The following is a 13,606-nucleotide window of genomic DNA, read 5'->3' on the forward strand; positions in this document are numbered from 1 at the left end:
TATCTAAATCAAACAAGGTGGTACCGCGGATGTCACTCTTTCCGTCCTTCAGCATGATTCATGCTTGAGGTGGAAAGAGTTTTTTATTTGCGTGAAAAGAGGTTGTGTAAATGGAAAAGCAGAGAATTGTCATAAAAATTGGAAGTAGCTCCTTATCTGAAGATAAAGGGGGCCTAAGTCCAGAAAAATTAGAGCACTATGTATCGGCAATTGCTGGACTTCGAAAGGCAGGTCATGAAGTCATTCTCGTTTCGTCTGGTGCTGTTGCAGCTGGTTTCCAAGCTCTTGGCTATCCCAATCGACCCGTTACAATAGAAGGGAAGCAGGCTTCTGCTGCAGTTGGTCAAGGGTTACTTATTCACGCCTATACTACAGCGTTTCACAAGCATGAAATCGTGTCTGCTCAGTTACTATTAACGAGAGATTCTTTTACGGATCAACATCAATACAGTAACGTATTTACAACATTATCAGAATTAATGAAGAGATCGGTACTTCCAATTATCAATGAAAATGATTCTGTATCTATTGATGAACTAACATTTGGGGATAACGATATGCTTTCCACTCTTGTAAGTGGGTTAATGAATGCGGATTATCTCTTCCTTTTAACAGACATTGATGGAATCTATCCAGCAGACCCGAGATCGTCTCCGTCCATGAAGCGCTATCAGTTTTTACCTTCTATATCGGATGAACTCATACATTCGACAAGTTCACATCTAACCACGAAATTTGGGACAGGTGGAATAAAATCGAAGTTGATTGCAGCGAAAACCGCTACATCGTTAGGAGTTAAAGTTTTTATAGGAAATGGAGGATCTACAGACGATTTTCAAGATATTTTAAATGGAAAGGGTAATGGAACTTATATTGGGGTCCCTAGTGATCACGGTGTAGGAAAGTCGAAACAATGGATTGCTTTTCATTCTCTTGTTCAAGGATTACTTATTATTGATCCTGGCGCGGAGCAAGCAATTTCAACAGAAGGAAAGAGTTTGCTACCTGCAGGAATTATAGATATACAAGGTAATTTTTCAGTTGGGGAGGTTGTTGAGGTACGTAACCTCCAAGATGAGATGGTTGCAAAGGGCCAAGTAAGCTATTCTTCCCAAGAACTTCAAATGATTAAAGGCTTACGAAGCCAGGATGCTATGAAACAAACGAATCAGTCTAAAGCAGAGGCAATCCATCGTGACAAAATGGTCGTATTACGAAAGGAGGGATTAGTATGAATGAATTATTAAGAAAGGCTGAACATGTTAAAAGAGCTAGTCAACAAGTTGCGGTTGCGACGACGGAGCAGAAGAACAAAGCTCTATCCTTGATATCTAGACGCTTGCGAGAGTATGAAAACTATATTCTTGAAGAGAATTACAAGGATGTTCAAAATGCTATGGAGGAAGGAATTCATAACTCGGTTATTGATCGAATTTCCCTTTCAAGGGAAAGAATTCTGGATATAGCGGCAGCTGTTGAACAACTCACAGAATTAAAGGATCCTATCGGACGAATCACAGAAAGTTGGGAAAGGCCCAATGGTCTCCGTTTAGAGAAAAGAGCGGTGCCAATTGGTGTAATCGGGATGATCTATGAAGCTAGACCCAACGTGACTGTAGATGCCGCTAGCCTTTGTTTAAAAACAGGAAATGCTGTTTTATTAAGAGGTAGTCGAACTGCCATTCATTCCAATATAGCATTGGTTCACGTCATGAAAAAGGCATTAGAGGAGACCTCCATTCCAACACAAACAATTGAGCTACTGGAGGATACTAGTAGGGATCTTGCAGCCCAGATGTTCCGGTTAACTGATTTTATTGACGTCCTTATTCCAAGAGGTGGAAGGAAACTAATCCAAACTGTGGTGGAACAATCATCTGTACCGGTTTTGGAAACTGGTGCTGGAAACTGTCACATCTTTATTGATGAAAGTGCGGATGTCCAAATGGCTATTGATATTGTCGTAAATGCCAAAACGCAACGACCTTCTGTTTGTAACGCACTTGAAACCATACTTGTTCACGAAAATTGGGCTAAAAATCACGTCAATAAATTAATTCAACGACTAAAAGAAAAAGAAGTAGAAATAAAAGCTGATCAACAAGCACGAGAATGGAATTCGAGTCTGAATGCTGCAACCGAAACGGACTGGGAAACCGAATACTTAGATTTAGTAGTAGCTTTAAGAGTAGTTACGGGTTTAGATGAAGCAATTGAACATATTAACCGTTACAGCACAAAACACTCAGAAGCGATTATAACGAATAATGAACAAAACGTTTCCCGTTTTTTTACATCGGTAGATGCTGCTGCCTTATATCACAATGCCTCTACACGTTTTACCGACGGATTTGAATTTGGATTTGGTGCAGAAATTGGGATTAGTACTCAAAAGCTACATGCAAGAGGACCTATGGGTTTAGACGCATTGACATCGACAAAATATACGATTCGTGGATCTGGACAGATTAAACAATAAAAAATGGTCGTATTAGATGAGAGTCGCAGTCTTCTTATGGTAAAATAAGGGGCGGAAATCGCTATTGATTAAATTAGCAAGAAACTTTGATATGTAAGGAGTTTTGAAAATGGAAAAAGTACTTGTCTTCGGACACAAGAATCCCGATACGGATACGATTTGTTCGGCTATCGCTTATGCAGATTTAAAAAAAGAGTTAGGTATGCAAGCTGAGGCAGTTCGATTAGGAGAAGTGAGTGGAGAAACAAAATATGCCTTAGATTACTTTAAAATTGAGGCACCTAGATTGGTAGAGCGTGTATCAGATGAAGTGAGTCATGTTATATTAGTTGACCATAATGAAAAACAACAAAGTGCTGACGACATTGATCAAGTAAAAGTTTTGGAAGTAATTGATCATCATCGAATCGCAAATTTTGAAACGAGTGATCCGTTATATTACCGTGCGGAACCTGTTGGATGTACCGCGACCATTTTAAATAAGTTATACAAAGAAAACGGAGTGACGATTAAAGAAAATATTGCAGGGCTCTTATTATCTGCTATAATTTCTGACTCTTTATTATTCAAATCTCCGACATGCACAGATGAAGATATCCAAGCTGCAAAAGAGCTTGCGGATATTGCGAAAGTGGATGCGGAAGTATATGGATTAGCAATGCTAAAAGCTGGAGCGGATTTAAGTGATAAAACGCCAGAGCAATTAATTTCATTGGATGCAAAAGAATTCCAAATGGGTACTCATAAAGTCCAAATTGCGCAAGTTAATACAGTGGATACAGATGAGGTACTTGCGAGTCAACCAGCGTTAGAAGCTGCTATGAATAGTACTATTCAAGAAAAGGGCTTGGATTTATTCTTGCTTGTCGTTACGGATATTCTTGCAAATGACTCCGTAGGGCTTGCATTAGGAGCTCAAAAAAATGCAGTAGAAAAAGCATTTAATGTGACCTTAGACAACCACACAGCACTGTTACAAGGGGTTGTTTCACGTAAGAAACAAGTTGTTCCATTCTTAACCGATGCATTGAAATAAGTTATAAGACCTTCCGCCTACTGGTGGGAGGTTTTGTTATATTTAGAAATATATAAAGCGTGTGGTCGTTTTCGTGTCACGGATTTTTTATAAGTGATTTCCTGGGAAAGCGCATGAATAGACAGGGAGTGATTTTTCTCTACAGAATGTAAGTAAAACAGGAGATTTGGCACACTCTAAAAGCATGAAACTAAAAGGAGTGTGTCGTTTTGACTTTGTTTCGATTAGGCTATGTATCCATGAGTGTACAAGTAAAGAATTGCTCTCCATCCCAAACTGTCACTTGGAAAACTTTTTCATCTATTTCAGACCGTGACGCGGCTTTAGGAAAACTGCGAAGTGTTGCCTTATCCAATATTGAGAATTGTCTACGATTGTTAAAGCATAACCGGGCAAGTGGAATAAAATTTTTTAGAATGAGTTCACGTATCATTCCTCTAGCTACTCATGAGGAACTAGCAGATTGGGACTATAAAGCAGACTTAGCTCCGGCATTTAAGGAACTCGGGAATTATGCACGGAAGCATCGTATGCGAATAGGCTTTCATCCTGACCACTTCGTTGTACTAAACACACCAAAAACGGAAGTGTTGAAGCAATCGATATATAACCTTGTGTATCATTACAATATGTTAACGGCTATGGGAGAGGACCCTTCGCATAAATGTGTGCTACATGTTGGTGGTAGCTATGGTAATAAAGAGGCAGCATTAGAGAGATTTATAGAAAATTGGGGAAAAATCTCCCCACGTATTCAAAACACTATCATATTAGAAAATGATGATAAAACGTATAACGTGGAGGATGTCTTGTATTTATCTGAAAAGCTGGAGATTCCTCATGTCTTTGATTTCCATCATCATGCAGCTAATCACCGTGATGCGGATTGGACACAGTATTGGGAGCGAATTGTAAACACATGGAAGCATTCCCGCAATCCTGTAAAAATGCATATTTCAAGTCCAAAATCGGAAAATCAGTTTCGCCATCATGCAGATTATGTAGATCCAGAAATGTTTAAAACGTTTTTAAAAGAGGTAAGCGGGACTACACCAAGGATTGATTGTATGATTGAGGCAAAGCAAAAGGATGCGGCACTTTTTAAACTTGTAAAAGAGTTGAAAAAGGATCCAGATATTACATGGCATGAAGGTGCTGTATTTGAAATATAAAGTTTGATCAAACGTTTGTTTAAAGTACTAGAATGTGTATGAACGTGTCAAAGAAGCGCGAAGGTTGCCATATGAAAGAACAGATTGATATGATATGTACATCTAGAAGAAAATGAAAAGGTTGGTTGATAGAGATGAAAGAATTAACTACGGAGCAAGTAGAAGCACTAGTAAAGGACGACAAATACCAAATTGTAGATGTTAGAGAAGATGAAGAAGTGGCACAAGGAATGATTCCAGGAGCAAACCATATTGCACTTGGAACGTTAGAGGGAAGAATGGATGAATTAGATAAATCGAAAGAAATCATCTTAATTTGTCGCTCTGGTAGAAGAAGTGAGATGGCCGGAATGATGCTGGAGGAGCATGGATTTAACACGACAAATATGGTTGGTGGAATGCTGGAATGGACTGGAGAAGTAGAATAACTAACTGAAAAAGGGGGGATGGCATGAAAGTCGTACAGAATATGACAGAATTAATTGGGAATACACCTGTTGTCAAATTGAACCGGGTTGTTCCAGAGGAAGCAGCGGATATCTTTGTAAAGCTTGAAATGTTTAATCCTTCTAGAAGTGTAAAAGATCGTGCGGCTTCTAACATGATTACACGTGCGGAAGAAAACGGTTTAATTAAACCTGGACAAACCATTATTGAACCGACAAGCGGCAACACTGGAATTGGCTTGGCAATGGTTGCCGCTGCCAAAGGGTATAAGGCCATATTAGTGATGCCGGACAATGCAACTAAAGAACGGATAAACTTATTAAAAGCATATGGCGCGGAAGTAGTTCTTACACCTAGTAAGGATAAAATGCCGGGAGCTATTGAAAAAGCGAAGCAACTACATAAAGAAATTCCTAATAGTATGATTCCACAACAATTTGAGAACCCTGCGAACCCAGCTATTCATAAAGAAACGACAGCAAAAGAAATTTATGAACAAATGGATGGAAAACTGGATGCGTTTGTAGCTACAGCAGGGACAGGTGGAACGATCACTGGAACAGGCGAAAAACTTAAAGAATGGATAGAAAATCTACACATCGCTGTCGTTGAACCAAAAGGCTCTCCTGTTCTATCAGGTGGGAAGCCTGGGAGTCATAAACTAGTTGGAACGAGTCCTGGTTTTATTCCAACTATTTTAAACACCGATATATATGACGAAATCATTCAAATAGAAGATGATGATGCTGTTTACATGTTAAGAGATTTAGCTGCTAAAGAAGGATTATTCACTGGTTTATCTGGAGGAGCTGCTGTATATGCAGCCATTCAAGTTGCTAAAAAGCTAGGTAAAGGCAAAAAGGTACTTTGTATTGCCCCAGACACAGGTGAACGGTATTTAAGTATGAACTTATTTAATGAATAAGACCTTATGATTATCCATAGGGTCTTTTTTATTATTAGTTTTACTTAAAATCACTTAAATTAACTTAAAGTAATTGCTTGTTGCACAAACATTACTTATAATTACTTATAAAACATTGTATATACTTAAAGGAGAGAGACCTGTGTATCAGGAAGAGCGAATCATCTCCATCATGAACTACTTAAAAAAACATAACCGAATCAGTGTTGAGAATATTTGCTCCTTATTTAACGTTTCTCGAGATACGGCACGGCGTGATTTAGTGAAGTTGGAAGAACTAGGTGAGATTGTGCGAACTCGGGGAGGAGCAATCTTACCGAGCTCGCCTTCTCAACCAGTAGCAGATTATACGAGTCGTTTGAAAGTAGGATCTCATCAAAAGAAAGAAATTGGTAGAAAAGCTGCGAGTTTAGTCAAGCCTGGAGACAAAATCATATTGGATGCTTCAACGACAGTTCAATCTTGCGCAGAACAAATTGGACCTGTCCCATGTACAATTATTACGAATTCTATAAACCAGGCAGATATTTTATCATCCAATCACGTGGCGAACATTTTTTTATTGGGTGGTATGCTTGAAAAACAGCATCGATTTTTATACGGTGCATCCGTTTTAGAGAAGCTTTCGAGCTACTATGTGGATAAAGCATTTATTGGTGTAGTAGGAATTTCAGAACAAGGTTTGACCATCGCGCAAGAGGAAGATGGCATGGTGAAAAGGAAAGTTATCCAACAAGCGAAACAAGTCATTGTACTTGCTGATCATACTAAAATTGGGGTAACAGATTTTTATCAGTTTGCTACGTTGGATGAAGTGGATTTACTTATAACTGATCAAACACCAGATAAATATTTTCAAGATTTATTAGAGGCTAATCATGTGGAGTTACTTGTAACGGAACAAGAATAAATGTAGGAGTTAATAGGCGTAACTTGCAAAAGGCGTAACTATTAGGGTATGCGGTGGGAAAGAATCCAGGGATTAACCTGGATTCTTATTTTTTTCTTTAGATAGTGCTTTAAAAAGAGAAATGCTCATGACAATGAGGATGGCCGTAAACGGTAGTGCAGAAAGTAAGGAAGCGGTTTGTAACCCTTGTAAGCCACTGCTAATAATAAGTACAATCGAAATAGCGGCCATCAAGATCCCCCAAATAATTTTGACAAACATTCCAGGATTTAGGCTTCCGTTTGTTGTTAGCATTGCCAATACAAACGTTGCTGAATCTGCTGATGTAATCAAAAATGTAAAGATCAGCAAAATCGCTAGCACAGAAAGAAGACCGGTTAACGGAAAGTAATCAAATGTTTTAAAAAGCGCACTCGTGATATCTTTGTCTACTGCTTCGGCGATATTCGTGCCATTAAACAAATCAAGGTGAAGTGCGGAGCCTCCGAAAATCGAAATCCATATAATCGCAATTAACGGAGGGACGATTAACACGCCAATAACAAATTCTCGGATTGTTCTCCCTTTAGACACACGCGCAACAAAGGATCCAACAAAAGGAGACCAAGCGATTGCCCATGCCCAATAAAAAACAGTCCAATCTCGGACCCAAGTTCCACCCTTATATGGGGTTAAACGTAGGCTATACACGATAAAATCTTGGATGTAGTCTCCAATGCCGAGCGTCAAGGTTTTTAATATGAATGCTGTTGGACCTAGTATGAGTACAACAACCATTAATAACAGAGCTAACCCAAGGTTCAGGTTGCTTAAATATTTAATTCCTTTATTCAATCCCGTCGTTGAAGAAGCTAAATACAAACCAAGCAAAATTACTGTGATTATGATTTGAATGGTTGCGTTATTGGGAATATTAAATACATAATTCATTCCACCATTAATCTGTAAAATTCCCATACCTAGGGATGTAGCAACACCCATTACAGTAGCTATGACGGCCAAAATTTCAATGGTTTGGCGCAATGCTGTTTTATCTTTATTTCCTATTAGAGGGTTAAAGGTAGTGCTCACTAAACCATTTTCTTCTTTTCGAAATTGAAAATAGGCAATTGCTAGACCTACTAATGCAAACACAGACCATTGATGCACTCCCCAATGGAAGAAGGAGTAATGCATGGCTAAACGTGCTGCTTCAGGTGTTAAACGTGTTTCTCCTAAAGGGGGATGAAAGAAGTGACTTAACGGTTCTGCAATCCCCCAGAATACAAGTCCAACTCCAAACCCTGCACTAAATAGCATACCGATCCATGTAAAGAATGGATAGTCTGGTTTTGAATCATCTTTTCCTAGTCTAATCTTACCATATTTGGAAAAGGCTAAGAAGAGAAGGAAAATAATGAAAAACATCACGGATAGTAAGTAAAACCAACTGAAATTTCGTGTGGTAAAGCCAAATATAAGAGATGCTTGGGTCTCTAATGCTTGTGGGAAAATAGCCCCCCAGACAACGAACAATGTGATAATAATCGCAGATATCCAAAAGACTGGATTTTGTGATTGTCTTTTCATCTTTAAACCTCCTTCATACAAACTAGTTATAGTATGAGTGAAGAAGGCTTAAATATTCTTATGTAAGCGAGGGCTGCTTGTGGCCCTCTTTTATTCTTAAAATGGACCAGGACCAAATCCGTATCCATAGCCATAAGGACGCGGACGAGGTCTAGGACGTGGGCGAGGACCAAAACCGTATCCATAACTAGGACCGTATCCATAGCCATAGCCAGGACGAGGACGCCCCCAATACCCACCATAATAATTATTTTCAAAAAGTTCTCCGCCTAAATAGCCAAGTCCTAAGCCAACTAAGCCTGCACCAACAGGTCCTATTCCGTAACGTTCGTCTTCCACATTTGCAGCTGGGTGATATCCATGTAAATGATGCTGATACATATATCTCTTTCTCCTTTCTACGCTGTTCCCACTTTTGGGGAGTATCTATTGGTTTATGCATGATTATCATATGATATAGGTCAGATGGCGTAACGGACATCCACCCAGATTTAACAATGTTCCGAAATGAATAAATAAACAAATACAATAATAAATATAAATGTGTTTAGTTAGCGCTTTCATTGTCAAATCAATAAAAAGCATTAAATTTTGAAAATTCTTAGTTTTCTATTCTATTCATTTGTGTTAGTATGAGTCTAACAATTTTAGAGGGTAGGAAGGGTAAGCTGATGAGTACAAAATTAAAATCCATTGATGTTAAGGACATTATCATTGCACATCAAAACTTAAAGGATATAGTGGTTAAAACACCGTTACAGAAAGACACAATTTTATCCGAACGGTACAATTGTAATGTGTATTTAAAGCGGGAAGACCTTCAGGTTGTTCGCTCTTTTAAAATTCGTGGAGCATACAATTTCATGCAAAGTCTCACAAGTGAAGAGCTTCAAAACGGAGTAGTATGCGCCAGTGCTGGTAACCATGCCCAAGGAGTTGCTTATTCCTGTAAAGCATTGGGAGTTAATGGAAAAATATTTATGCCTACGACGACACCAAGACAAAAGGTTTCGAGAGTAGAATTTTTCGGTGGCCCATTTGTGGACATTATTTTAACTGGAGATACGTTTGACGATTCCTATCAAGAAGCAGTAGCTTATTGTGAAGAGCATACTATGCAATTCATTCATCCTTTCGATGACTATAGAACGATTACTGGCCAAGGGACAATTGCTTTAGAAATTTTAGAAAGTATGGATGAACCAATTGATCATATTTTTATGGGGATTGGTGGAGGTGGACTGATTTCTGGAATCGGATCTTATTTTAAACATATAAGTCCCGATACAAAAGTGATTGGCGTAGAGCCTGCTGGGGCGCCTAGTATGCATGCATCCCTACAAGCGAATAAGGTAGTGCGCCTGGACAAAATTGATAAATTTGTAGATGGAGCAAGTGTCAAGCAAGTCGGAAATTTATCGTTCGATATTGCGAAGGATATTATTGATGATATCGTTCTCGTACCAGAAGGGAAAATTAGTACGACGATTGTGGACTTGTATAGTGAAAATGCCATTGTAGCAGAACCCGCTGGTGCTTTACCAGTTGCAGCTTTGGATTTTTACAAGGACCAGATTAAAGGGAAAAACATTGTCTGTGTTGTTTCCGGAGGGAACAATGACCTAGATCGCATGCAAGAAATCAAAGAGCGTTCTTTAATATTTGAAGGCTACAAACATTACTTTATCGTAAACTTTCCACAACGAGCTGGTGCTCTAAGAGAGTTCATGGACGAAGTCTTAGGAGAAACGGATGATATTACTCGTTTTGAATATACGAAGAAAAACAATCGAGATAAAGGCCCCGTACTAGTCGGAATTGAATTAAAACACAGAAGTGATTATGAACCACTAATCAATCGTATGAATAAAAAAGGGTTTACTTACATTGAAATCAACAAGGATCAAGATTTATTTAATCTATTGATTTGATGGTGGAATTTTCCTCTTGAGTTTCACATAGGAAAGGAGTAAGATAAGAGTACAAGCTGCGATGCTCGTAATGTTAGTAAAGTTTTAACCTTTATACGGATATAGGGAGTTTTACATCAAGTCATAGATGACAAGCCTTCATTGCGTAGAGGACGTCAGAATATGGTTTTGCGAACACCCACTTAGATAAGTGGTCGTTTAAAACTTTCTTCATACATGTTACGGCAATTGTGGCCTGTCTATAATTAGTCATAAACACCAGTCCTTTACAAGGGCTGGTTTTTCTTTTTAAAAAAGATTGCATATATGAGACATTTAAACTATATTATCATTATTAATAATGATAATATTTCCGGAAAGGAAGAAAACCATGATTGAACAAATAGTTCAGGTTTACAGCCAAACAAAGCTAGAAGGGACATTAACATATCCAGACCAAACAAAGGAGAAGTATCCTGCTTTGTTAATCATACCTGGAACAGGCACACTCAACCGTGATGGAAATGACCCTAAGGGGAAATTAGAACTACATTTATATAAACAGCTTGCAACTTTTTTCTCGAATCTTGGCTTTATAACATTAAGATATGATAAGCGTGGTGTTGGTAAAAGTGAAGGGGAACATATTCGTACAGGATTTTGGGATTTGGTGGATGACGCAGAAGTTGCGTTAGACTATCTACATACACAATCTAAGATTGATTCCGATACTATTTTTGTTTTAGGACATAGTGAAGGTAGTACCCTTGCCCCTGCGCTTTATGCTCGCAAACCGTTTGCTGGAATGATTTTACTGGCTGGAGGCGGTGAGAAGCTAGAAGAAGCATTAAATCGTCAACGAAGGTTGGCGTTAGAGCAACTCCAACAAAGTAAAGGATTTAAGGGGAAACTCATTAAGTGGTTACATGTCATAGAAAAAGACGAAAAGAAAAACAAGGAGCTCATGGAAAAAATTAAAGCATCTAACACGGATTTTATCCGAATTCAAGGATTCTTTAAGTTTCCCGCAAAATGGATGCGGGAGCATTTAGCTTACGACTTATTTGAAGATTTGAAGAAGGTGAAGTGTCCAGTACTTGCCATTACAGGGGATAAAGATTTTCAAGCAGATGCTTCTAAGTTGGAGCGGCTTCCTGAATATGTGCAAGGACCAGTAGACATTCATACGATTGAGGACATGGATCATTCTATGAAGGAATACAAGAAACCAATTGATGTATCTAACTTTAAAAAGGATTACATAGCAAATGCAAATAAGGACATTCATCCAGAAGCTCAAGTCCTCTTAAAAAAATGGGTAGGTTACCAATTAGAGGGAGAGGTAGCTCATGGTAAGTAGTGTTCAATTTGCAGGAATCATCTTACAGGCTCTAATTGTAGTAGGATTTGTAGTTGCACTTTTTATTTACTTAAAAAAGAAAAATTATGTGTCCTGGAAGGCAATTGGAATTGGTATTCTCATTTTCTTTTTATTCTCGCAAATTTTAGAAAAAATTCTACATGTGGCTGTATTAGATTCGAGCGGAACCGCATTAAAATGGACTAATAATCCTTATGTATTTATGTTGTATGGTGGTTTAGCAGCAGGTGTATTTGAAGAGATAGGGCGCTATCTGGGATTTAAATGGCTTCTTAAAAATCATCATTCCTTTAAAGATGGACTCTCTTTAGGTTTTGGGCATGGTGGGTTTGAAGCATTATTGATTGCAGGGTTAGGGGCAATCAATAGCTTTGTCATTGCTACCATGATTAATTCCGGCCAATTGGATAATCTGGTTGGTGCAGGGGTGACGGCTGATAATCTAAAAACGATTAAGGATCAGGTTGTGAATACTAGCTTTTTTGATTTCATGTTAGGTGGCATAGAACGTATCCCTGCATTGCTGATGCATATAGCACTCAGTCTGCTCGTCCTCTATGGGGTTCATAAAGGATTTAGATTTGTCCTGTACGCGATTGCGATTCACGCATTTGTAGATTTTGCACCAGCACTATACCAAGCAGGGGTGATAACGAATCTTTGGCTTTTAGAGATATATTTATTATTAATCGGTGTGGCTTTCTACTTTGGTATAAAGCGTTTAAAAACAGCATTTCATGATTTAACCTAAAAAGAGGTGACCGGGTTGAAAGAGTCAAAAGCCGATTTGTTGTTACATCCTGTTCGGATGAGGATCGTTCAATCCTTAATAAACGGTACTGGATTGACCGTACAACAGATGCAGCAACGATTACCAGATATTCCACAAGCATCCTTCTATCGCCATTTAAAGAAATTAGTAGAAGGAAACATTATTCACGTGTTGGAAGAGCATCAAGTACGTGGAACAGTCGAAAAGGTGTACGGCATTCACAATGAGGCAATCCATGTCGGACCGAAGGATATGAAACATGTAAGTAAAGAGGAGCACATGGCCATGTTTATGAAATATATGGTGACTGTTTTAACGGATTTTGAGCGGTATATGAATCAGGTAGATGCAGATTTAGTAAAAGACATGGCTGGATACCGGCAAGCTTCTTTTTATGCAACGGACGATGAATATGTTTCGTTCCTACAAACAATGGGAGCTGCTCTTCGAACACTAATCGATAATAATCCAGGAGAAGGCCGCAAAAAAAGAACTTTGTCCACCATCGTCACAACGGATCATTCCTCGTGAATATTGTATAGAAAACGTAACATCCTATGCATAGGGGGTGTTCAGCGTGGATCAAAACTTACAGTACTTACATGAGGTTTTATCTAACTACACAGAATCACATCAGGCTGTTTATGACATTGATCAAAACATGATGGAGCATGGTTACTCTAGCGAGGAATTATTCGTTCGCAATCTGACGGAAGAGCAGTCTCGAATACTTCGTGAAATTATTAGTAAAGAAATGAATCATGCTAGTGAATCAGGAGATTTTGAAAGAAGTTATCAATTGAATCGAGTGTTTGAAATATTATATTAACAAAAAGAAGCGCTAATTGCGCTTCTTTTTAGTAAGTAAAGTAAAGCTAATAACTAAAAAATGTAAAACCATTTCATTTCTATTTCTTCGTCAATAGGAATAGAGGGGATAAGGATGAGTATGCTTTATTTCTTTTAGGCATTTTGGGTTTATAATGTATTTATCATGATTCCCAT

Annotated in this window: 14 protein-coding genes, 1 other RNA gene and 1 other annotated feature (1 of these 16 cut by a window edge); of the genes, 13 read left to right on the forward strand and 2 right to left on the reverse strand. The window is 38.4% G+C overall.

The window, feature by feature from the left end:
• Positions 1–52, forward strand: a binding site (T-box leader) (it extends 173 nt beyond the left edge of the window).
• A 58-nt stretch (positions 53–110) separates the two neighbouring features.
• From proB to FN924_RS09205, 7 genes are all read left to right on the forward strand, one after another.
• Positions 111–1,235 (forward strand): glutamate 5-kinase, encoded by a 1,125-nt coding sequence (proB, locus tag FN924_RS09175; protein WP_143893803.1) that lies wholly within the window; start codon positions 111–113, stop codon positions 1,233–1,235.
• The gene (locus FN924_RS09180; RefSeq protein ID WP_143893805.1) at positions 1,232–2,479 is read left to right on the forward strand and encodes a glutamate-5-semialdehyde dehydrogenase; all 1,248 of its coding nucleotides are present in this window, start codon (positions 1,232–1,234) and stop codon (positions 2,477–2,479) included. Before proB ends, FN924_RS09180 begins: the two co-directional genes overlap by 4 nt.
• A gap of 109 nt (positions 2,480–2,588) precedes the next feature.
• Positions 2,589–3,515: a manganese-dependent inorganic pyrophosphatase gene (locus FN924_RS09185; RefSeq protein ID WP_143893807.1), complete on the forward strand. Its 927-nt coding sequence runs from the start codon at positions 2,589–2,591 to the stop codon at positions 3,513–3,515.
• Positions 3,516–3,724: 209 nt separating this feature from the next.
• Positions 3,725–4,687: a UV DNA damage repair endonuclease UvsE gene (uvsE, locus tag FN924_RS09190; protein ID WP_143893809.1), complete on the forward strand. Its 963-nt coding sequence runs from the start codon at positions 3,725–3,727 to the stop codon at positions 4,685–4,687.
• 134 nt (positions 4,688–4,821) lie between these two features.
• Entirely contained in the window at positions 4,822–5,115 is a 294-nt protein-coding gene (locus FN924_RS09195; RefSeq protein ID WP_143893811.1) for a rhodanese-like domain-containing protein, read from the forward strand.
• Between the two features lie 23 nt (positions 5,116–5,138).
• Positions 5,139–6,059 (forward strand): cysteine synthase A, encoded by a 921-nt coding sequence (gene cysK / locus FN924_RS09200; protein WP_143893813.1) that lies wholly within the window; start codon positions 5,139–5,141, stop codon positions 6,057–6,059.
• A gap of 142 nt (positions 6,060–6,201) precedes the next feature.
• Positions 6,202–6,969, forward strand: coding sequence for a DeoR/GlpR family DNA-binding transcription regulator (locus tag FN924_RS09205; RefSeq protein WP_143893815.1), 768 nt, complete (start codon positions 6,202–6,204; stop codon positions 6,967–6,969).
• A 72-nt stretch (positions 6,970–7,041) separates the two neighbouring features.
• Here FN924_RS09205 and FN924_RS09210 read toward each other — a convergent pair whose 3' ends face one another.
• Entirely contained in the window at positions 7,042–8,538 is a 1,497-nt protein-coding gene (locus FN924_RS09210; protein WP_143893817.1) for a glycine betaine uptake BCCT transporter, read from the reverse strand.
• A 96-nt stretch (positions 8,539–8,634) separates the two neighbouring features.
• Positions 8,635–8,919: a hypothetical protein gene (locus FN924_RS09215; protein WP_143893819.1), complete on the reverse strand. Its 285-nt coding sequence runs from the start codon at positions 8,917–8,919 to the stop codon at positions 8,635–8,637.
• 290 nt (positions 8,920–9,209) lie between these two features.
• Here FN924_RS09215 and ilvA point away from each other — a divergent pair, with 290 nt between their 5' ends.
• The 6 genes from ilvA (at position 9,210) to FN924_RS09245 (ending at position 13,430) form a co-directional block, all read left to right on the forward strand.
• On the forward strand, positions 9,210–10,469 hold the full coding sequence (ilvA, locus tag FN924_RS09220) for a threonine ammonia-lyase IlvA (protein ID WP_143893821.1): 1,260 nt from the start codon (positions 9,210–9,212) through the stop codon (positions 10,467–10,469).
• 50 nt (positions 10,470–10,519) lie between these two features.
• A non-coding RNA gene (gene ssrS / locus FN924_RS09225) (6S RNA) lies at positions 10,520–10,710 on the forward strand.
• Positions 10,711–10,839: 129 nt separating this feature from the next.
• On the forward strand, positions 10,840–11,808 hold the full coding sequence (locus FN924_RS09230) for an alpha/beta hydrolase family protein (RefSeq protein WP_143893823.1): 969 nt from the start codon (positions 10,840–10,842) through the stop codon (positions 11,806–11,808).
• The gene (locus FN924_RS09235; protein ID WP_143893825.1) at positions 11,798–12,580 is read left to right on the forward strand and encodes a YhfC family intramembrane metalloprotease; all 783 of its coding nucleotides are present in this window, start codon (positions 11,798–11,800) and stop codon (positions 12,578–12,580) included. The genes FN924_RS09230 and FN924_RS09235 overlap by 11 nt, the downstream gene beginning before the upstream one ends.
• Positions 12,581–12,595: 15 nt before the next feature.
• The gene (locus tag FN924_RS09240) at positions 12,596–13,132 is read left to right on the forward strand and encodes a helix-turn-helix domain-containing protein (protein ID WP_143893827.1); all 537 of its coding nucleotides are present in this window, start codon (positions 12,596–12,598) and stop codon (positions 13,130–13,132) included.
• A 46-nt stretch (positions 13,133–13,178) separates the two neighbouring features.
• Entirely contained in the window at positions 13,179–13,430 is a 252-nt protein-coding gene (locus FN924_RS09245; protein ID WP_143893829.1) for a sporulation protein, read from the forward strand.
• Positions 13,431–13,606: the final 176 nt, after the last annotated feature.

The organism is Radiobacillus deserti (genome assembly GCF_007301515.1).
Classification (GTDB): Bacteria; Bacillota; Bacilli; order Bacillales; family Amphibacillaceae; genus Radiobacillus; species Radiobacillus deserti.

Excerpts from the sequence above, each read along its gene's own strand:
- proB (WP_143893803.1), top strand. The coding sequence starts at position 111 with ATGGAAAAGCAGAGAATTGTCATAAAAATTGGAAGTAGCTCCTTATCT.
- FN924_RS09180 (WP_143893805.1), top strand. The coding sequence starts at position 1,232 with ATGAATGAATTATTAAGAAAGGCTGAACATGTTAAAAGAGCTAGTCAA.
- FN924_RS09185 (WP_143893807.1), top strand. The coding sequence starts at position 2,589 with ATGGAAAAAGTACTTGTCTTCGGACACAAGAATCCCGATACGGATACG.
- FN924_RS09195 (WP_143893811.1), top strand. The coding sequence starts at position 4,822 with ATGAAAGAATTAACTACGGAGCAAGTAGAAGCACTAGTAAAGGACGAC.
- cysK (WP_143893813.1), top strand. The coding sequence starts at position 5,139 with ATGAAAGTCGTACAGAATATGACAGAATTAATTGGGAATACACCTGTT.
- FN924_RS09210 (WP_143893817.1), bottom strand. The coding sequence starts at position 8,538 with ATGAAAAGACAATCACAAAATCCAGTCTTTTGGATATCTGCGATTATT.
- FN924_RS09215 (WP_143893819.1), bottom strand. The coding sequence starts at position 8,919 with ATGTATCAGCATCATTTACATGGATATCACCCAGCTGCAAATGTGGAA.
- ilvA (WP_143893821.1), top strand. The coding sequence starts at position 9,210 with ATGAGTACAAAATTAAAATCCATTGATGTTAAGGACATTATCATTGCA.
- FN924_RS09230 (WP_143893823.1), top strand. The coding sequence starts at position 10,840 with ATGATTGAACAAATAGTTCAGGTTTACAGCCAAACAAAGCTAGAAGGG.
- FN924_RS09235 (WP_143893825.1), top strand. The coding sequence starts at position 11,798 with ATGGTAAGTAGTGTTCAATTTGCAGGAATCATCTTACAGGCTCTAATT.